Below are 19,690 nucleotides of genomic sequence, written 5' to 3' on the forward strand. Positions count from 1 at the left end.
GGTATTCGCCGCACGGCCATCGGTTCTGTTGGGACGGTTCAGATTCCGCCGGTCGACAGCAATCCGCCGTCGACGCGGATCGTCTCACCGGTGATCCACTTTGCTTCGTCCGAGACCAGGAACCCGATCAGCTGCGCCACATCCTCCGGCGCACCGAGTCGCTTCATCGGGTACACGCTCGCGGCCCGCTCCTCATCCGCCGAGTACAGCGCATCGGCGAACTTGGTCTTGACGATGCCCGGCGCCACCGCGTTCACGCGGATATTCGGGCCCAGCTGCCAGGCCAGTTCGTCGGTGAGCCGGATCAGCGCAGCCTTGGACGCGCCGTACGCCGCGATCACGCCGGTCGAACGCAGGCCCGCGACACTGGCCACATTCACCACCGCACCGCCGTGCTCGCGCATCCACGCCCTGTATGCCTCCTGCACGTAGCCGAGCGCGGCGACGACATTGACGTCGAAGATCTTGCGCACCGCCTCCAGGTCGGCGTCCATGAGCGAGCCGTAGACCGGATTGATACCGGTGTTGTTGATCAGGATGTCCAGCGAGCCGAATTCCGAGACCACCCGACCCACCGCGGCGGCCCGGCTCTCCGGATCACCCGAATTGCCCGCCAGCGCGCTGACCTCGCCCCGATGACCGAGCGCCCGCAGCTCGGCGGCCGCCTCCTCGAGCGGTTCCGGCTTGCGGGCGGTGATCAGCACATTGGCGCCCCGGCGTAGCAGCTCCGCCGCGACGGCCTTGCCGATGCCCCGGCTGGCTCCGGAAACGAGTGCGCTCTTGCCCAACAAATCGGTCGTCATGTGATGGCACGCTACCTCTGTTGAAATCCGCCGAGTAGACCCGGTCGGTTTTGCGCGATTTCGACCCGGAACGGCTCTGTTCCCGCCAGCGGGGATCCTATGGTCAGAGCATGGCGCCTAGCTGCGATTGAGCTGTCGGAGAGGTATTGACGGAAGGTGCGATAACGGCTGTCGCCTTCCGTCGTCGACGGAATCGGGGTGACGTCCCGGTGAGCTGCGGCTGAAATGCGCGCTCACAAACCCCGGCTTCATACAGCGGCGTTCGAATGAGACTGGTTGTACTCGTCCAGAAGGCCAGCCGCATACTTGCGCCGATCGTCGGTCGTGGATCTGGAACTCTTTTCGTAGTACCAGTCGAAGAACTTCGCCACCTCCCGGGCGTCGTTCGGGTTCGCGTTGACGGCGGAATTGGCCTCCTGATAGCCGCCACCTCGCAATTCCTGAACCATGTAATCGAGATGGGTGTGCCAGTCGCCGATATTTTCGCCCGGTTTCTTCGCGAAATCCCGGAGTCCGGACTGTCGATCGAAACGCCACTGGAACAGACCTTGGGCCGATCCGTTGTCTCCCGTGGCCGAGACGTTGAAATCCGACTCGAACTTCGCGTTGGCTACGATTCCCGCGGCCTGTGCCGGGGTGAAGTGGTAGGTGTCGATGAGGTATTTCATCATCGCCATCGCGTCGGGCTTGTCCGCGGTGGGGATGATCGCGGTGCCCATCGAACCCGAGTTGCCGCTCCACGGGGTGGTTCCGCCCGATCCAGTCGACCCCGAGGTGGGGGACGATATCGGTGTCGCACCGCCGGTAGGGGTATAGGCCGGCGGGTCGCCGTTGATTTTGAGCGCCGCGGCGGCCGCCTTGTCCGAGACGCCGTGGACCTGATCGTACGTCGTGTTCAACGTATCCCAGACACCCTTGAACAGGCCGTCAATTATATCTTTCGGCAGTTCCTTGTGGGTTTTGCCGTCCTTATCGGTCACGGTCCGCACGGTCTTGAAGGAGGCGTCGATCTTCGTGTTGAGGTCCCCCACCGAGGTGTCGATGGCACCGTAGGCATTCGTCACGACTTCGCCGATTCCGGCGGTTTTCACGACGATGCCGTCGTCCTTCCGCTGGATACCCGATACAGCATTCTGCACCTTGTTTTTGTGATCCTTGTAGTTGTCGATCATCATCGACTCGTCCTTGGGATCGGCGATTCCCTGGCTGCGCAGCATCTCGCGCAGATCGGGAGCCTTGGACGGTGTGCCTGACCCGAGCAGCTGGATCTGGTTTTGAATAACACCCTCGGCTGCGTTGAATAGGGCTTTCAAGCCCGCCGGCGCGCAGTCCGGAAGCTCGTGTAAATCACCCATCTGCTTGGTGCCGTCGGGGCTCATCGGCGCCTCGCTCTCATCCAGGCAGACAATGTCGACACAAGTCGATTGTCGGATGTTCCCGGACCTGGGAATGGTCGTGGGGCCTGCGATGGCCCGTCATGGTGCTCCAGCACGGCTACGCCCTTGTCTTACCTGGTTGTGCTTCGTTTGGGGCGTATCGGAATGAGTTGTGCCGCATAATGTTCGACTTGTGGTCGATGAGTTGTCGTCTTGTGCAGGACGAGTTGTCGGTTCTCGCCGAGCGATGCTGCCGAAGCTCATCGTGCGCCCGCAGAATGGCGTTACGGCCCCAGTCGACCAGCCCGCGGTGTTCACCGTGGTGGTGTTCGTGCTGGCCAGCAGTTGCGCGTGGCGGATGTTGCCGCCGTCGTTCGGTGTGACGGTGCCGACCGCGCATCGCTGGTTCAGTGTGAACCGAGGCCGGGGTCTGGCGCCGATTGCACCGCGTGGTGCTCGACGAGCTGGGCAGCCAAGGCTTGATCGACTGGTCGCCGGGTGGTGATCGACGCGGCGTCGGTGCGAGCGAAAGAACGGGATCTCTGACCGGGGCCGATTCCGGTCGCCGCAGCGCGCCGCCCTGGAGAGTTAGCGCGGTCACACCTGGTTCGCGGGGTGTCGGTAGCACTTCTGGAGCCGGGTAAAATCTGTGGTTCTTGTGTGTCTTCGCGTCGCACAATCGAACAGCAACCGACCAGCACCACGTACCCGTAGGAGAAGCCTGTGATCACCGCGACGGACCTGGAGGTCCGGGCCGGAGTCCGCACCCTGCTGTCGGCCCCCGGGCCGGCGCTGCGGGTGCAGGCCGGAGACCGGATCGGACTGGTCGGGCGCAACGGCGCGGGTAAGACCACCACGCTGCGCATTCTGGCGGGCGAGGGCGAGCCCTACGCCGGAAAGATTTTGCGCTCCAGCGATATCGGCTATCTCCCGCAGGATCCGCGCGAGGGCGACCTCGACGTACTCGCCCGCGATCGCGTGCTCTCCGCCCGTGGTCTGGACACCTTGCTGCGCGATATGGAGAAGCAGCAGGCGCTGATGGCCGAGGTCGTCGATGACGCCGAACGCGAGAAGGCGGTACGCAAGTACGGCCGCCTCGAGGAGCGCTTCTCGGCGCTGGGTGGCTATGTCGCCGAGAGCGAAGCCGCCCGCATCTGCAACAGTCTCGGCCTGGCCGATCGGGTGCTGGGCCAAGCGCTGCGCACCCTGTCCGGTGGTCAGCGTCGCCGAATCGAGTTGGCGCGCATCCTGTTCGCCGCCTCTGACGGCAGTGGCGGGCGCTCGGACACCATCCTGTTGCTCGACGAGCCGACCAACCACCTCGACGCCGACTCGATCACCTGGTTGCGCGGCTTCCTGCAGAACCACGACGGCGGTCTGATCGTGATCAGCCACGATGTCGAACTGCTGGGCGATGTGGTGAACAAGGTCTGGTTCCTGGACGCGGTGCGCGGGGAGGCCGACGTCTACAACATGGGCTGGCAGAAGTATCTGGACGCGCGTGCCACCGATGAACAGCGCCGCCGCCGGGAACGCGCCAATGCCGAGAAGAAGGCCGGCGCCCTGCGCGCGCAGGCGGCCAAGCTCGGCGCCAAGGCCACGAAGGCCACGGCGGCCCAGAACATGGCCAAGCGCGCGGACCGCTTGATGGCCGAACTCGATGACGTGCGCGTGGCCGACAAGGTTGCGCGGATCAAATTCCCCGAACCCGCCGCCTGCGGCAAGACGCCGCTGATGGCGGAGAACCTGACCAAGGTCTACGGCTCGCTGGAGATCTTCACCGGCGTCGATCTGGCCATCGACCGCGGCAGCCGTGTCGTGGTGCTCGGCCTCAACGGTGCGGGTAAGACCACGCTGCTGCGCCTGCTCGCCGGGGTGGAGACGCCGACGGCGGGCGGTCTCGTCCCGGGCCACGGGCTCAAGATCGGCTACTTCGCGCAGGAGCACGACACCCTCGACGACCAGGCCACGGTATGGGAGAACATCCGTCACGCCGCACCGGACGCCGGTGAACAGGAGCTGCGCGGTCTGCTCGGCGCGTTCATGTTCTCCGGACCGCAGCTGGAACAGCCCGCTGGCACCCTCTCCGGCGGCGAGAAGACCCGTCTCGCGCTGGCCGGGCTGGTCTCCTCGGCCGCCAATGTGCTGCTGCTCGACGAGCCGACCAATAACCTCGACCCGATCTCGCGCGAACAGGTGCTCGATGCACTGCGCACCTACGCGGGCGCCGTCGTCCTGGTCACCCACGATCCGGGCGCGGCCGAGGCGCTGTCCCCGGAACGGGTGATCTTGCTGCCGGACGGCCAGGAAGATCACTGGTCGGCGGAGTATTTGGAGCTGATTCAGCTGGCCTGATCGCGGCTCGTCTCGACGGAGTTTCGTTGTGGGCGGTAGGTTTTCACTCCCTCGAATCCGGTGATCGGTGATATTCATCACAAAGACCCGTTGATCACAGCTTGCTGAGTGTTTAGCCTGGAAGGACGCGGCTCGGCGACTCGGAGGAAGCCATGAGCGACAGGCCCACACAAGTCAAGGCCACACTGGGTAAGGGCACACGCGTCACGGGGAAATCACGAGACCGTTTGCAAACCCAGCTGAAGAAGCAGTACGAGGCGGGTGCCAGCATTCGATCGCTGGCCCGGTCCACCGGCCGCTCCTACGGTTTCATCCACAACGTGCTGGTGGAGTCGCATGTGCAGCTCCGCAGCCGCGGCGGTGCCAACCGCCGCAAGAGCCAGTAGCGTTACGGATCTGGATCCCGGTGTCGGCGAATGGATTTCGCTGACACCGAGCACAGTCGAGCGCGCTAGTAGCCAGGTACCGCGCCGTCGCCGTTGACCAGCAGGTTGGCGAGGCTGCGGAACATCGGCAGGCCCGTCTTGATCTCCAGATACGCGAACTGGCCCTGTGGGTTGACCTCGAGAAAGTAGTACTCGCCGTCGAGGCCGAGGCGCAGATCGAGCACGCCGAAGCTCAGGCCGAGTGCTCCCATGAGCGTCGCCAGCGATTTGCTGACCGACGCGGGCAGATGCTCGGGCGCGAAGTCGACGGTGGTATCCAGCCGCGAGTCGACCCGGCCGACGCCGGACTGCGAGTCGATGCGGACTGCCCATTCGACGCCGTCCATCCACACCACCCGCAGATCGCAGCTGGCCTCGATGTAGTCCTGGAAGGTGGTCGGCGCGGAGCGGATGCCCGCGAGTCGACCGAAATCGGCCTTGGTGATGATTCTGGTCTCCGCGAATTCGGCGCGGCCGGTGCCGGTGCGCTTGTAAACGACCGCGCCGGAACGTGATTCGACGAAGCTGCGCGCCTCGTCCGGATCATTGGTGATCAGCGTTTCCGGAATCGCGAACCCGGCCCGCCGTGCGGTCTCCAACTGCACGATCTTGCGGCTCGCGGTCCGATCGGCGCCGGGGTCGTTGACCCAGTACGCCGGTATCGACCACAGCATTCCCTGGATGAAGCCGTCGCATTCGGCTTGGCGGTAGGCGTCATCCGAGGCGCGCACACCGGCGGGCACCTGTGCCGGATGCGGCCTTCGCCACCAGACCGACTGCACATCGTCGAGCCCGATCACATGTGAGAGCGAACGGGCGGTGCCGTGCCGATCGAGCCGGAAACTTCCGGATTCGCGCGGGAAGTCGCGCAGGTCGAGCTGAATCGGGCTGAGCCCGTGGTGTTCTCGCAACGTCGCCGCCATCGCGGTGCCGTGCAGATCATCGGATTCGGAGACGATGAGGACCGAACCCGTCCGGCGCGCCGCCATGCGCAGTCCTGTTCAGTCGAGGCTGTCGCAGTTGATGCCGTCGTCGCTGGTTGCGAGCGATTTGGTTTGGCAGTAGGTGAAGGTCGCTCCGCTGGTCCCTGGGTAATCGGCGAGCTGAAGGCCGTCGGCCCAGGATGCGGTGAGTTGTTGCAGCGCTTCATCTCCCAGCGCCGCGGAGGGTCCCGCGGCCAATGTCATCGGCCGGTCGACGAGGTCGATGCGCAGGCGCCGGGTGAAATCGGCGGTGGCGCCGGGGCGGATATCCATGAGCACCGGGCGGCCATCGCGCTCGGTGGCCGCGCCATCGGTCCAGTCCACTACACGAAGTACATCGTCCCGGCGGAAGGTCCACGTTCCTTCGGTCACTCTGACGGTGAAATCTCGTTCCGACTCGGCCACCAGCAGTCCCTGCAACGCGGGGACGCGGTCACCCGTCGGTGCGGTACCGGGGAGGTGGATTGCGTCGGTCATAGTGAGCTCTCCGATCTGCTCGCGATTTGCCAGGACTCCCGAGCGGGAACTGGATCATAACGCGCGAGGGGTCCCGCACGGTCCGGATCGGGAGATTTCGCCGCCGCTGGCAAACCGGATTCAGCGTCGGGATGCGCTAGCGCCGAAAGATTTTCGGTAAGAACGCAAACCGGTTCCCGCAATCATCTAGCAACTCTTGGGCGGTTGTCGTTCGATTGGTATTGCCCGGGATTGGCGGCTGTGCATCCGCGGGTGCGGATGCGGCCGTCATATCGTCCCACTCGAATTCGCGCTCGATCGCGACCGCGGTGCCGCCGCGCGTGATCAGCTGCGGCGATTCGCATTGCGCTCGGCCCACCACTGCGGCGAGTCCGCGAACCAGTTGTCGAACTCCTCCTGGGATGCCTGCAGTTCCTCGAAGGTGGCCTCGCCCTTGACGAGACGGTCGAGCAGGCGGAAGTAGCCGAAGCGTTCGACGGCGGGCATGAGGGCGATCAGGATCCGGGCCGAGCTGTCCGGGGTGGCGCCGAAGGCGTGCGGCATGAGTTTGGGCACCACGATAGATCCGCCCGCCGCGACGGTGACGATCTCGTCTCCGGCCAGGACCTGCAGTTCGCCGTCGGCGACGTAGAACAGTTCGTCCGACTTGGTGTGGTAGTGCGGCGCCGCGCCGTCGGCGCCCTGATCCATGTTGACCTCCAGGTGGCTGACCGCGCCGCCCGCCTCGTTCGAGTCGATGAGCAGGCGCATGGTGACCGAAGGGGTCACCAGCGTCTCGGCATCCTGCGGCTGGCGGATGGCGAACTTGCGGTCGGTGGTGGCGTTCATGATGTTCTCCAGTTGATTCGCTTGTTGATAATTCGCTACCGAACTATATCTCATCGAATAGAATCTTGTCCATGGGTGAGATGGAGCCGGATCCGGTGGACGCGATCGTCGGGCAGTGGCGCCGGGAAAGGCCGGACCTCGAACTGGAGGCGATGGCCGTGATCGGACGGCTCGGCCGACTGTTCGTCCTCGCACAGCGGGATATCGAGGCGGTCTTCGGCGCGCACGGACTGCAGCGCGGGGAGTTCGATGTGCTTGCCGCACTGCGTCGTTCGGGGGAGCCGTTCGAGTTGAATCCGTCGGTGCTCGCCGACACACTGATGATGTCGCGTGCCGGAATGACCGGCCGGCTCGATCGCCTGGAGTCCGCGGGGTTGGTCCGGCGCATCGCCGACGCGGCGGATCGGCGCGCCGTGCGGGTCGCGCTGACCGATGCCGGTCGGGCGCTGATCGACAAGGTCGTCACCGCGCATACCGAGAATGAAACCCGCATCTTGTCGGTGCTTTCGGCGCAGGACCGCAACGATCTGGACCGCATCGTCCGGGTACTGCTCGGCAACCTCGAACACGGCGGGAAATGAAGTAGCCCGATACTCGGGTGCCAGCGAGGTTATCGGTTCAACCTGGAGCTATCGCACCGAAGCGCGATGCACAGGGAGGTTACCGATGATCGATATCATCACCCTCCGCGGCACGGGCGAGCCGCGGAACAGCAATGGGACACCGGCCGGGATGCTCCGCGATGTCACCAAACTGCTCGATACCGGCCGCTTCACCGCCTTCGAGCCGGACTGGCCCGCCTCGGTCGGACCGAGCCCGGATGTGTGGGGTCCATCGCTGGACACCTCCATCCGCCTCGGTGTCGCCGCCGGCGTCACAGCGATTCAGGACTCGCCGAATGTCTGTGGGCTGTTGAGCTATTCGCTCGGCGGCATCTGCGCGAGCAAGATCCTGGAAGGAGTGCGGTCGGGGAAATACAAGAACACCGACGGCTCACCGCTCGAGATCGCGTTCGCGGTCAATATCGCCAACCCGCTGCGCAAGCGCGGTCAGTCGGTCGGCAATCTCTGCCCGGCATCGACCTATGGGCTGCATGGCGAACGCGGCGCCTGGCCCGCGCTCGACGTCAAGGAGTACGCGAATCCGGGTGACATCATCACCTCGTCGCCCGGCGACTCTCCACTGCGCGTGATCGACGTCGGCATTTCGCCGTTCTCCTTTGTGGAAGGCGCCCGCATCGGCAATGTGACTCCGCTGATCTTCGCCGAACTGCTCCGCTTCCTGATGAACGATCCGATCGCCAACCTCAACCGGTATGCCGCCGCGGTCGATGGCGTCATCGGCTATCTCACGCCGTGGCCGGACGGTCAGCATGTGCTCTACTCCGGGCACAACATGCCCGGCACCACTGTGCTGTGGACGACCCATGCCGCCGACTACCTCAATGCCACCTACTGAACGCCGTGTGCCAGGGTGTTTTTCGTACCGGAAGTCGGCGAATATCCGAATGCGGCGCGAATTCCGGTGATCACCAGCGCTCTTGCTTGGAGTTGCGTGCGTCACAGTCCCTAATTTGCTGCAAGGATGCTATGTCGGGAGTGGTCGCATCGTAGAGTCTGAATTCGCTGACGCGCCATCGGGTTTCGATGGAGGGGTCACGGAGGCGTCCGGGACTTCCAGGTGGCGTGGCGGCGGCGGGCCGCACCCTTTCGGCCTGTACCCGCGCCATCTGCCAGCGACGGCGCGGTCTCGGATAGTGGCGCCGCCGGGGAGGGATCCACCACAATATCCCGACTCTCCCCGGCGGCATCGCACTCGTACTGATTCCGCTCAATCACCCTGCGCGGCAACGGAGACCGGCTGCCACTTGCGCCACAGTTCCAGGCGGGATTCGTAATCCGCGGTCGCGATCGCCAGGGGGACTTCGCCGAGGAAGATCCGCAGCGGCGGCTCCGGTGCGTCGACGACGGCCAGGATGGCGCCGCGGGTGGCGGCCGGGTCGCCCCGGCGCACCGTGGAACGCTGTGCGGCCCTGGCTGCCCTGGCCGGATCGTAGGCCGGAATCGGGGTGGCGTGACGCGCGGACGGACCGGACCAGTCAGTATCGAAACCACCCGGCTCGATCAGGGTGAGATGGATGCCGAACGGCGCGACTTCCTGTGCCAGGGCCTGTGAGAACCCTTCCAACGCCCACTTCGACGCGTGGTATGCCCCGAGATTCTGGAAGGCCGAGATGCCGCCGATGCTGGAGACCTGGATGATGTGGCCGCTGCCCTGGGCTCGCAGAATCGGCAGCGCCGCCTGGGTGACCCACAGTGCGCCGAAGACATTGGTCTCCAACTGCGCTCGGAGTTCGTCCTCGCTGAGTTCCTCGATCATGCCGAACTGGCCGTAGCCCGCGTTGTTGATCACGATATCGAGCCGTCCGAACCGTTCGGCGGCCTGCTGGACCGCGGCGAAGTCGTCGGCGCGATCGGTGACATCCAACCGCAGCGGCAGGAAGGTATCCGGATATTTGGCGACCAGATCCTCCAGTGTGCTCAGATCGCGGGCTGTACCGGCCACCCGGTCGCCGCGCTCCAGTGCGGCGAGTGCCCATTCCCTGCCGAATCCTCGTGAGACTCCGGTGATGAACCAAACTTTGCTCATGTGATCACGGTAGTCACCTGGAGTGCACTCCAAGCAAGTGGTTAATGTGGACGCAGGGTGACCGGCAGCGCCGACGGTGACAGGACGAAGTCCCGATTCGATGCGCGTACCACATAGTTAGGGTCGGGAATCGGCCGCCAGCGGGCCAGCAGGGCCGCGGCGGCGAGGCCGATTTCGATCATGGCGAAATGGTCGCCGAGGCAGCGGCGGCGGCCGACGCCGAAGGACAGGTTGGCCTTCTTATCGATATCGGCGGCGCGCTCGGGCGACCAGCGGTCCGGGTCGAAGGATTCCGGATCGGTGAAGTACCGCTTGTCGTGCTGAACCAGGTAGGGGCTGAACATGATCGCCGTACCGTCGGGAACGGTCAGTCCGCCGATGGTGACATCGCCGTCGGCGGTGCCCGCGCTGATCCAGGGGCCCCAGAAGCGAAGTGTCTCCGCCACAACCTGTTTCAGATAGGGGAGGGCGCCGAGATGTTCGGGCCGGACCGGGCCCGATCCGACGACGGCGTCGAGTTCGGCGTACAACCGCTCGGCGATGTGTGGGCGGCGCATGACCTCGTGCCAGAGCCACCCGGTCAGCGAGGCCATCGAGCCGACGCCACCGGCCAGCATGAGGATCGCCTCGTCGATAATGTGCTCGTCGGACAGTTTCGCACCGGTCTCGCTGTCGGTATGTCGGATCAGCGCGGACACCACATCGTTGAAATCCTCGTCGCGGCGGCGGTATTCGGCGATGACATCGCCGATGGCGGCGCGCAGGTGATGTGCCTTCCTGCGCCAGCGCCAGTTCGCGATGAGCCGCAGGCGGCGCACCTGCGGCGGTAACGCGGTGCGCAGAATGACCTGACCGAGCAGCCACGGCACGTTGTCCCGGATCTCGCGGCGTGCGTCATCGCTGAAGTCGGCGGTGAACAGGGTCGAGGAGACGGTGTCGAGGATCAGGCCGTGGGCCTCGTCCATCAGGTTCACGCGTCCACCCGAAGGCAGTCCCGCCGACCAGGTTTCGGCGATATCGGCGGCCGAGCTCGTGTATTCGGCGAGGCGGCTCTGCCGCAGCGCGGGGGCGATCATCCGGCGGCGCAGTTTGTGTTCCTCGCCGCGCAGGACGTTCACCGATCCGCCCGCCACGTCCTTGATCGCCTCACGCAGGTCATCGCGATTGAGTTCGGCCTCGCCGAGTCCGACTTCGCGGACGAGATCCGGTGTGGTGAGCAGATATCCGGTCTTCTGGCCGAAGTGGATACGCACGATCGGCCCGAGGTCGGCCAGTGCGGTGACGAATCCGGGCGCGTCGCGCAGGGCCCGCAGGCTGTGTCCCACCAGTGGTAGCGCGCCGGGCGCGGTCGGGACCTCCGAAAGAGATTGTGGCATGACCAATTCTGGACTCCGCGCGGACTCTTCGCGGGCCTGGCGATAGATTTCGAGCACCGCTCCGGTCTGCTGTGATTGCCGCACGGAGTCGCTGTGTGCGGCAAGGGCCTCGCGCATATCGTCGAAGGCGGTGCGATCGGCGTCGAGTTTCGCGATGGTGTCGGCCATCGCGACGGCCGACGGATCAGCGGTACGCACGCCACCACCGGTCGGCACCGATTCGTCCAGATCGGGATCGCAGTAGATGATCGGCAGGCCCACCGCTACCGCCTCCAAGACGACCATGCCCTGGGTGTCGAAACCGTGCGAGGGAAATAGCAGAGCGTCGCCGTCGGACATGGCCGCGAGGCATTCGGACTGAGTGACCCTGCCGTGTAGGCGGATTCGGTCCTCTAGACGGTGTTCGGCGATAGCGGCCTCGGCCGCGCCGCGTAGGTCGCCGTCACCGTAGATATCGAGGGTGCAGTCATCGACCAGCCGCACCGCGTCGATCGATTCGAGCAGCCGCTTCTCGGCGGACAACCGCCCGCACCAGATGAGGCGCGGCGGTGCATCCGGCGCGCGATCGGAACCCTTTGTGCCGCTACTGCTTTCGATCAGGTCATCGTCGACACCGTTGGATACCACCCGAATCGGGCGGGTCAGGCCGTGCGCGAGCAGCAGATCGGCGAAGTGCCGCGTCGGCGCGATCACCCGATCGGCCGCCTGCGCCTGTCCGACGATGGTCCACCAGGCATGGCGGGCCGCGCGGCTTTCGGCTCGGTGCGGCATGTGCTGGCGATGCGGTACGAACCGGCCGTGCAGTGCGCGCAGCGCGAGGGCCGCCGGATACGGTGCGGGCGAGGTGTTCTCGATGAACGCGTCGTCGCGGCTCTGGGCGGTGTGGATCAGCGGAATCCGGTGTCGCCGTGCCGCCTTCATGCCAGCGATGGCGACACCGTAGGTGGTGTGGGTGTGCACCAGGTCGATCGGGCCGCGTGCGGCGAAGACTGCGTCGATCAGTTCGGCATTGCGCTCGGTCGGCAGCACGACCGGGAAGCCGTTCACCTCGAGGCCGCCCACGGCGCGCAGCTCGACCACATTCGGGTCCGCATGCGCCCCCGATAGCGGCGCGACGAAGAGGGTGACGCGGTGACCTGCGCGTTCGAGTCCGCGGCACAGCGAGCCGACCGCGGTCTGGATCCCGCCCAGCGTGGTCGGGTGGTAGTCCATGAACATCGCGATGTGCACAATGGCACTGTACTGATACATGCCCTACGTCGAGAGCCCATAGTTCTGTGGACTATCCGCTCGGAGTCGGGGCAGGTGACCGATACCCGAAAGAGCCGCCTTGAAAATAGCGATTCCGCTCACCGGAACTCGTGGAGACGTCCAGCCGGTCGTAGCGCTGGGACTGGAGTTGCGTCGCCGTGGCCACGACGTGCTGTTGGGGGCGCCGCCGAATCTGGTCGAATTCGCCACGGCCACCGGCCTCGCCGCCGTCGCCTGCGGACCCGATGTCCAGCAGCTCTACAGTTCCGATGCCGGACAGCAGGCACTCGCGGCCGGAAATACGCTGCGGCTGATGCAATTGGTGGCCCGTCAGATGGCCGATTACGCCCAGCAGATGAATCGCGAGGTCATCGATGTCTGCGCGGGGGCCGACCTGATCGTGGCGAGCACGGTCACCGAGGACCGGGCCAGTTCGGTCGCCGAGGCGATGGGCGTGCCGCTGGTCAGCCTGCATTACTTCCCGTGCCGCAGCAATGGCGCGTATCCGTTTCCCGGTGCGCTGCCGCCGCAGTGGAATCCGCCCGCGGCCGTGAATCGGGCGACCTGGACGATCGCGGAGAACCTGCGCCGCGTGGTGTTCATGCGCTACCTCAATGATCTGCGGGTAACGCTCGGGCTGCCGAAATCGCGGGCGAGCACGGCCGCCGTGCTGGCCCGCGCGCACGTCCCCGAGGTACAGATCTACGATCCGGCGCTGGTTCCGGGACTGCCGGAGCAATGGGATGAGCGCAGGCCGTTCACCGGATTTCTGACCCTCGATCACGGCGCCCGAGAGGCCGTCGGCGATCTCGCCGGCGACCATGCGGGGATCCTGTCCTGGATCGAGGCGGGCGAAGCGCCCGTATTCTTCGGTTTCGGCAGTATGCCGATCCGGGATACCGCCGCGGTGCTGGCGATGGTGTCGAAGGTGTCGGCTCGGCTGGGGGTGCGCGCGCTGGTGAGCGCGGGGTGGAGTGATCTGGATATCGCCGATGCGCAGGCCGGACCGAACGTCAAGGTCGTCGGTCCGTTCGCACACGACCTGGTCTTTCCGCACTGTGCCGCCGCGGTGCATCACGGTGGTATCGGGACGCTGTTCGAGAGTCTGCGCGCCGGATTGCCGACACTCGTCTGCTCGGTATCGTTCGAGCAGCCGATGTGGGGTGGGCAGGTCGAGCGCCTCGGTGTCGGTGCGCATCTGCCGTTCACCCGGCTCACCGAGGCGCGGCTCGAACAGGGGGTTGCGTCATTGTTGACCCCCGAACGTCGCACCCGCGCAGCGGAATTCGCCAAAACGCTGAGTACCGAGGACGCCGCCGCGCGCACCGCGGATATCGTAGAGGCCGCCGCCCGGTGACGGTCGCTGTCTTGGCCGACACCACCGTCATGTTCCGTCGCTGTGTCCGGCATACGCTGCGCAGCCGGGACACGCTGATCATTTCGCTGCTCATGCCGATTCTGGTGATGTTGCTGTTCACCTATGTCTTCGGTGGGGCCATCGATGTCGGCGGCCCCTACCTGGACTATGTGGTGCCCGGAATCATGTTGCTGTGCACGGGTTTCGGTTCATCGATCACCGCCACCGCCGTGTCCACCGATATGACAAGGGGCAGTATCGACCGGTTCCGCACCTTGCCGATGTTCCGGCAGGCGGTCCTGGCCGGGCATGTCGCAGAGGGAGTAATGCGCAATCTCGCGGCGATCACGATAGCGGTTTCGGTGGCGATCGTGCTCGGCTACCGCCCCCAGGCCGGTCTACTCGGCTGGCTGGCGGCCCTCGCGGTGATCACCCTGTTCGTCACGGCCATCTCGTGGATCGCGGTCGCCCTCGGCCTCGTCGCCAAGAACCCGGAAGCCGCGGGCGGCCTCACCTACGCGATCATGTTCATCCCCTACATCAGCAGCGCCTTCGTCCAAACCACCACCATGCCGCACTGGCTGCGCGGCTTCGCCGACTACCAACCCGCCACCCCCATCATCGAAACGGTGCGCGGCCTCCTCAACTCCACCGGCGCCGGACACCACGCCGCGCTGGCCATCCTCTGGTGCCTCATCCTCGGTCTCCTCGGATTCGCCAGCGCCAGCATCGTCTTCAGCCGCCTGTCCCACCACTGACCAAAGGCGACCGGGTTGCGTACGGGTTGTTCGTCATTGGATGTCGCGGGCGAGATATTCGGCGTCGAAGCCGCGTCGCATCCTGGTGTAGGACTCAGCGCATGTCGCGTTGACCGGCGGCTAGTTCGGTGATGACCTTGTCGGCGCCGAAGATGCCTTGGACGCGGTTCGAGAGATTGGGCGCGATCAAGGCGAAGCTTGCGCCCAGGCGGACCGGCAGCGGGGCTACGTCTGTTTCGGCGATATTGCGTTCGATCGCTCGGACCACGGCGTTGGCGACGTCTTCCGGGCTGCGGGTGCCGACGCCCCGTGGTAGGGCCGCGCCGGATTTGACGAACATGCCCGCGTCCCTGACGAATCCTGGGTAGATCGACGAGACGCCGACGCCACGCTCTTCCATATCGGCGCGCAAGGCCAAGGCGAAGCCGCGGAGTCCGAATTTTGTCGCGTTGTACATCGCCGCCTTGCCGGATGCGGCCTTGCCGGACAGGGAGTTGATGAAGACCAGGTGGCCCTTGCCGCGTTCGGCCATTCGGCCACCGGCGAGGCGGGCCAGCACGATCGGGGCCCGCAGGTTGACCTCCAGCGCCCGATCGATCTCCGGCAGCGAATAGTCGAGCAGATCGCCGGAACCGGGCAGTGCGGCGTTGGCGATGACGACGTCGAGGTCACCGGCCTGCTCGAGCAGCTTCTCGGCACCGCCGGGCACGGCGAGGTCCGCGACCACCGCCCGTGCGCCGAACCGGGTCGCGACCTTATCGAGTTCCTCGGCTCGACGTCCGGACAGCACCACATTCGCGCCCCGTGCGGCGACCGCGGCCGCGATCGCGACCCCGATTCCGCCGGTCGCGCCGGTGATCAGTACGCGTGCTCCGTTCAGGTCCATGCCGACGATTATTGTCGAGATTCCGCATTTCGCGAGACATTCGCCGCCCCCGGTGTCGTCCTGCGTGGCGGCTGTCTTCCGTCCCGGAATTGGACGCGCTTGCCCGCGCCCAGGTAATGGGCGATCTGGTTCGCATCGACGCGGGTGATGGCGAAGGTTCGGTTCGACGAACCTCGATACCCGCCGGATCGTCAACTGTCGGATAGTCCGGCCAGGCCGCCTATTCCGCTGGTCGATGCTCGAAAGGCATTGCATGCCAACAAATCAGGCGCAGCACCGGTCGCTCCTGTCGTAGCACCGGGGTTCGGAGGTGGTGTCCACCGATACCGAGGCCAGGGCCGCGTTGCGGCGCGCCTCGCAGGGTGGTGCGGACTTCATCAAAGTCTATTCGCTGCTGTCGCGCGAAACCTTCACGGCCAGTCGAGACGGCCGCGGAACAGGTCGATTCCGCGCCGCCGCCAGACGGTCCGCGCGGGGGATGCTGCGGCACTCAGTCCTTGCGACGCACCGAGGCTTCGACCAGATCCAGTACCGCGGAAAGGTTTTCGTTGGTGTGGCCGGATGCGATGCGGGCGATGAGCCCGTCGAGCACCAGGTCCAGATAGCCGAGCAGGACGTCGGTGGGCACGTCGTCGCGTAGAGCGCCGGCGGCCTTGCGGCGTTCGAGTCGGGCGAGGGTCGCGGCGGTCAGCTCGGCCGAGCGCTGCGACCAGCCCGCGCGGAATTCCGGATCGGTGCGCAACCGCCGCGCGATCTCCAAACGTGTTCCGAGCCAATTGAATTGCTCGGGATGGGCCAGCATATCGCGCATGACCTGCACGAGGCCCTGATTGGCCGCGACGTCGGCCATGCGATTGGCATCTTCCTGTGCCAGTGCGAGGAACAGGGCGTCCTTATCCCGGAAGTGATGGAAGATCGCGCCACGGGACAGGCCGATGGCTTCCTCCAGGCGGCGCACGGTGGCGCCGTCGTACCCGTATTCGGCGAAACAGGCCCGCGCCCCGTCGAGTATCTGACTACGCCGGGCGGCGAGGTGATCGTCACTGACCTTGGGCATCTGGCGGGCTCCTCCGAGCGAAGCGGGCAAGCAATGTGAAGAGGTCCGCGCACCGCACAAATGCGGTGCGCGGACCCACTACAGCACGGTCGATCAGCCGCGAATCATATTGCGCAGCACGTACTGCAGGATGCCACCGTTGCGGTAGTAGTCGGCCTCACCGGGGGTGTCGATCCGGACCACCGCGTCGAAGGTGACCACATCACCGTTCTCCTTGGTGGCGGTGACCTTCAGGGTCTTCGGAGTCGCACCCTCGTTCAGCTTGGTGATGCCTTCGATATCGAAGGTCTCGGTGCCGTCCAGCTTCAGCGACGCGGCCGACTCACCGGCCGGGAACTGCAGCGGGATGACGCCCATACCGATGAGGTTCGAGCGGTGGATGCGCTCGAAGGACTCGGTGATGACGGCCTTCACGCCGAGCAGCGAGGTGCCCTTGGCGGCCCAGTCACGCGAGGAACCCGAGCCGTACTCCTTACCGCCCAGCACGACCAGCGGGATGCCCGCGGCCTGGTAGTTCTGCGAGGCGTCGTAGATGAACGCCTGCGGGCCACCGTCCTGGGTGAAGTCACGGGTGTAACCGCCGGAAACATCGTCGAGCAGCTGGTTGCGCAGCCGGATGTTGGCGAAGGTGCCGCGGATCATCACCTCGTGGTTACCGCGACGCGAGCCGTAGGAGTTGTAGTCCTTGCGCTCGACGCCGTTGGCCTCCAGGTACTGCGCGGCAGGGGTGCCCGGCTTGATGTTGCCCGCGGGGGAGATGTGGTCGGTGGTGACCGAATCGCCCAGCAGCGCGAGCACCCGCGCGCCCTTGATATCGGCGACCGGCTCCGGCGTCTGCGGCATGCCCTCGAAGTACGGAGGCTTGCGGACGTAGGTCGACTCCTCGGCCCACTCGAAGGTCTTGCCCTCCGGGGTCGGCAGCGAACGCCAGCGCTCGTCACCCTTGAAGACGTCCTTGTAGTCCTCGAGGAACATATCGCGGGAGATGACCCGGTCGATGGTGTCCTGGATTTCCTGCGGCGCGGGCCAGATGTCCTTCAGGAACACCTCGTTGCCGTCGGTGTCCTTGCCGAGCGCGTCGTTCTCGAAGTCGAAGTCCATGGTGCCCGCGAGCGCGTAGGCGATGACCAGCGGCGGCGAGGCCAGGTAGTTCATCTTCACGTCGGGGGAAATGCGGCCTTCGAAGTTGCGGTTACCGGAAAGCACCGCGGTGACGGTCAGGTCGTTGTCGTTGACCGCCTTGGAGATCTCCTCCGGCAGCGGGCCGGTGTTGCCGATGCAGGTGGCGCAGCCGAACGCGACCAGGTTGAAGCCCAGCTTGTCCAGGTACGGCCACAGGCCGGCCTTCTCGTAGTAGCCGTTGACGACCTGCGAGCCCGGGGCCATCGAGGTCTTGACCCACGGCTTGCGGGCCAGGCCCTTCTCCACCGCGTTGCGGGCCAGCAGGGCCGCGCCCAGCATGACCGACGGGTTGGAGGTATTGGTGCAGGAGGTGATCGAGGCGACCACGACCGCGCCGTGGTCCAGCACGAAGTCGCCGTACTCCTCGGTGGAGACCTTGACCGGCTTGGACGGGCGGCCCACCGCGCCGTTCGCGGCCGACGGCAGCACGGCGTCGTCCTCGGCGAAGGAAAGCACCGCAGGATCGCTGGCCGGGAAGGACTCCTCGATGGCCTCGTCCAGGTGGGTGTGCGGGGTAGTGGCGGCCGGACCGGTCTCGGCATCGCTGGTGTAGTTGTGGATGTCCTTGCGGAAGGCGGTCTTGCTCTCCGACAACAGGATTCGGTCCTGCGGACGCTTCGGACCTGCGATGGACGGCACCACGGTGCTCAGGTCCAGCTCCAGGTACTCCGAGTAGGCGGGCTCGTTGTCGGCATCGTGCCAGAGGCCCTGCTCCTTGGCGTAGGCCTCGACCAGCGCGACCTGCTCATCGGAGCGGCCGGTCAGCTTCAGGTAGTCGACGGTCACCGCGTCGATCGGGAAGATCGCCGCGGTGGAACCGAATTCGGGGCTCATATTGCCCAGGGTGGCGCGGTTGGCCAGCGGCACCTCGGAGACGCCCTTGCCGTAGAACTCGACGAACTTGCCGACCACACCGTGCTTGCGCAGCATGTCGGTGACGGTGAGCACCACGTCGGTGGCGGTGACGCCCGGCTTGATCTCACCGGTCAACTTGAAGCCGACGACACGCGGGATGAGCATGGAGACCGGCTGGCCCAGCATGGCCGCCTCGGCCTCGATACCGCCGACGCCCCAACCCAGTACGCCGAGGCCGTTGACCATGGTGGTGTGCGAGTCGGTGCCGACGCAGGTGTCCGGGTAGGCCTGGCCGTTGCGGACCATCACGACGCGGGCCAGGTGCTCGATGTTGACCTGGTGCACGATGCCGGTGCTCGGCGGGACGACCTTGAAATCGTCGAAAGCCGTTTGGCCCCAACGCAGGAACTGGTAGCGCTCACCGTTGCGCTGGTATTCGATGTCGACATTGCGCTCGAAGGCGTCCTCACGGCCGAATACGTCGATGATGACGGAGTGGTCGATGACCATCTCGGCGGGGGCGAGCGGGTTGACCTTGTTCGGGTCGCCGCCGAGGGTGGCGACGGCCTCACGCATGGTTGCCAGGTCGACGATGCAGGGCACACCGGTGAAGTCCTGCATGATCACGCGGGCCGGGGTGAACTGGATCTCGGTGTTCGGCTGAGCCGACGGATCCCAGCTCGCGATGGCGCGGATGTGATCGGCGGTGATGTTGGCGCCGTCCTCGGTGCGGAGCAGATTCTCCGCGAGGACCTTCAGTGCGTAGGGGAGTTTCTCGGTGCCAGGCACGGCCGAGAGACGGAAGATCTCGTAGGAGTTGCTTCCGACCTCGAGGGTGCCCTTGGCGCCGAAAGTATCGATACTTGTCGTCACGTCAGCTCCACTCGTCTGTGAGGGTGGTCATCGGCGGGGCTGTGCCGATGACCGGTCTTTCCGAGCGACCCGAAAGCGGTCGCTGCGGTTACGTCTTTGGAGGGCTCCAGCGCTGGAAGGTGCTGGCTCCTCGCGCCTTCGAGCCTAACAGTACGCTTGTCCTGTGAAACGCGCGGGTGCCGTTCGGCACGCCGTCCGA

The 19,690-nt window shown here is 65.7% G+C and carries 16 protein-coding genes and 1 pseudogene; 7 read left to right on the forward strand and 10 right to left on the reverse strand.

Annotated features, from left to right (window positions below; translation table 11 throughout):
- Positions 1-38: 38 nt before the first annotated feature.
- Positions 39-803, reverse strand: a complete 765-nt coding sequence (locus ACQP0C_RS16455) for an SDR family oxidoreductase (protein WP_433733754.1) — start codon at positions 801-803, stop codon at positions 39-41.
- Positions 804-1,051: 248 nt separating this feature from the next.
- A complete protein-coding gene (locus ACQP0C_RS16460; protein ID WP_433733755.1) occupies positions 1,052-2,182 on the reverse strand; it encodes a phage tail tip lysozyme in 1,131 nt (376 codons plus the stop codon).
- Positions 2,183-2,426: 244 nt separating this feature from the next.
- Between ACQP0C_RS16460 and ACQP0C_RS16465 the strand changes: the two are divergent.
- From ACQP0C_RS16465 to ACQP0C_RS16475, 3 genes and pseudogenes are all read left to right on the forward strand, one after another.
- Positions 2,427-2,754 (forward strand): annotated as a pseudogene (locus ACQP0C_RS16465) (transposase); the annotation flags it as partial.
- 148 nt (positions 2,755-2,902) lie between these two features.
- On the forward strand, positions 2,903-4,534 hold the full coding sequence (locus tag ACQP0C_RS16470) for an ABC-F family ATP-binding cassette domain-containing protein (RefSeq protein ID WP_433733756.1): 1,632 nt from the start codon (positions 2,903-2,905) through the stop codon (positions 4,532-4,534).
- A 152-nt stretch (positions 4,535-4,686) separates the two neighbouring features.
- On the forward strand, positions 4,687-4,920 hold the full coding sequence (locus ACQP0C_RS16475) for a helix-turn-helix domain-containing protein (RefSeq protein WP_063043281.1): 234 nt from the start codon (positions 4,687-4,689) through the stop codon (positions 4,918-4,920).
- 65 nt (positions 4,921-4,985) lie between these two features.
- Here ACQP0C_RS16475 and ACQP0C_RS16480 read toward each other — a convergent pair whose 3' ends face one another.
- The 3 genes from ACQP0C_RS16480 to ACQP0C_RS16490 all read right to left on the reverse strand — a co-directional run bounded on the left by ACQP0C_RS16480 (position 4,986) and on the right by ACQP0C_RS16490 (position 7,169).
- Positions 4,986-5,948 (reverse strand): hypothetical protein, encoded by a 963-nt coding sequence (locus ACQP0C_RS16480; protein WP_433684445.1) that lies wholly within the window; start codon positions 5,946-5,948, stop codon positions 4,986-4,988.
- A 12-nt stretch (positions 5,949-5,960) separates the two neighbouring features.
- Positions 5,961-6,419 (reverse strand): hypothetical protein, encoded by a 459-nt coding sequence (locus ACQP0C_RS16485; RefSeq protein WP_433733757.1) that lies wholly within the window; start codon positions 6,417-6,419, stop codon positions 5,961-5,963.
- A 324-nt stretch (positions 6,420-6,743) separates the two neighbouring features.
- Positions 6,744-7,169 (reverse strand): cupin domain-containing protein, encoded by a 426-nt coding sequence (locus ACQP0C_RS16490; RefSeq protein WP_433734570.1) that lies wholly within the window; start codon positions 7,167-7,169, stop codon positions 6,744-6,746.
- 149 nt (positions 7,170-7,318) lie between these two features.
- Here ACQP0C_RS16490 and ACQP0C_RS16495 point away from each other — a divergent pair, with 149 nt between their 5' ends.
- Positions 7,319-7,828 (forward strand): MarR family winged helix-turn-helix transcriptional regulator, encoded by a 510-nt coding sequence (locus tag ACQP0C_RS16495; RefSeq protein ID WP_433733758.1) that lies wholly within the window; start codon positions 7,319-7,321, stop codon positions 7,826-7,828.
- An 85-nt stretch (positions 7,829-7,913) separates the two neighbouring features.
- Positions 7,914-8,705: a hypothetical protein gene (locus ACQP0C_RS16500; RefSeq protein ID WP_433733759.1), complete on the forward strand. Its 792-nt coding sequence runs from the start codon at positions 7,914-7,916 to the stop codon at positions 8,703-8,705.
- Positions 8,706-9,077: 372 nt separating this feature from the next.
- Here ACQP0C_RS16500 and ACQP0C_RS16505 read toward each other — a convergent pair whose 3' ends face one another.
- Together ACQP0C_RS16505 and ACQP0C_RS16510 are read right to left on the reverse strand one after the other, a co-directional pair.
- Positions 9,078-9,896, reverse strand: coding sequence for an SDR family oxidoreductase (locus ACQP0C_RS16505; protein ID WP_433733760.1), 819 nt, complete (start codon positions 9,894-9,896; stop codon positions 9,078-9,080).
- A 41-nt stretch (positions 9,897-9,937) separates the two neighbouring features.
- Positions 9,938-12,502 (reverse strand): cytochrome P450, encoded by a 2,565-nt coding sequence (locus ACQP0C_RS16510; RefSeq protein WP_433733761.1) that lies wholly within the window; start codon positions 12,500-12,502, stop codon positions 9,938-9,940.
- Between the two features lie 100 nt (positions 12,503-12,602).
- Here ACQP0C_RS16510 and ACQP0C_RS16515 point away from each other — a divergent pair, with 100 nt between their 5' ends.
- Positions 12,603-13,880 (forward strand): glycosyltransferase, encoded by a 1,278-nt coding sequence (locus ACQP0C_RS16515; RefSeq protein ID WP_433733762.1) that lies wholly within the window; start codon positions 12,603-12,605, stop codon positions 13,878-13,880.
- Positions 13,877-14,638, forward strand: coding sequence for an ABC transporter permease (locus tag ACQP0C_RS16520; protein ID WP_433733763.1), 762 nt, complete (start codon positions 13,877-13,879; stop codon positions 14,636-14,638). Before ACQP0C_RS16515 ends, ACQP0C_RS16520 begins: the two co-directional genes overlap by 4 nt.
- Positions 14,639-14,732: 94 nt before the next feature.
- Here the strand turns inward: ACQP0C_RS16520 and ACQP0C_RS16525 are convergent, their stop codons facing one another.
- From ACQP0C_RS16525 to ACQP0C_RS16535, 3 genes are all read right to left on the reverse strand, one after another.
- On the reverse strand, positions 14,733-15,524 hold the full coding sequence (locus ACQP0C_RS16525; protein WP_433733764.1) for an SDR family NAD(P)-dependent oxidoreductase: 792 nt from the start codon (positions 15,522-15,524) through the stop codon (positions 14,733-14,735).
- Positions 15,525-16,014: 490 nt separating this feature from the next.
- Positions 16,015-16,581, reverse strand: a complete 567-nt coding sequence (locus ACQP0C_RS16530) for a TetR/AcrR family transcriptional regulator (protein WP_354958395.1) — start codon at positions 16,579-16,581, stop codon at positions 16,015-16,017.
- Between the two features lie 93 nt (positions 16,582-16,674).
- Positions 16,675-19,491 (reverse strand): aconitate hydratase, encoded by a 2,817-nt coding sequence (locus ACQP0C_RS16535; RefSeq protein ID WP_433733765.1) that lies wholly within the window; start codon positions 19,489-19,491, stop codon positions 16,675-16,677.
- Positions 19,492-19,690: the final 199 nt, after the last annotated feature.

This window comes from Nocardia sp. CA-129566, from assembly GCF_050956075.1.
Taxonomy (GTDB): Bacteria; Actinomycetota; Actinomycetes; order Mycobacteriales; family Mycobacteriaceae; genus Nocardia.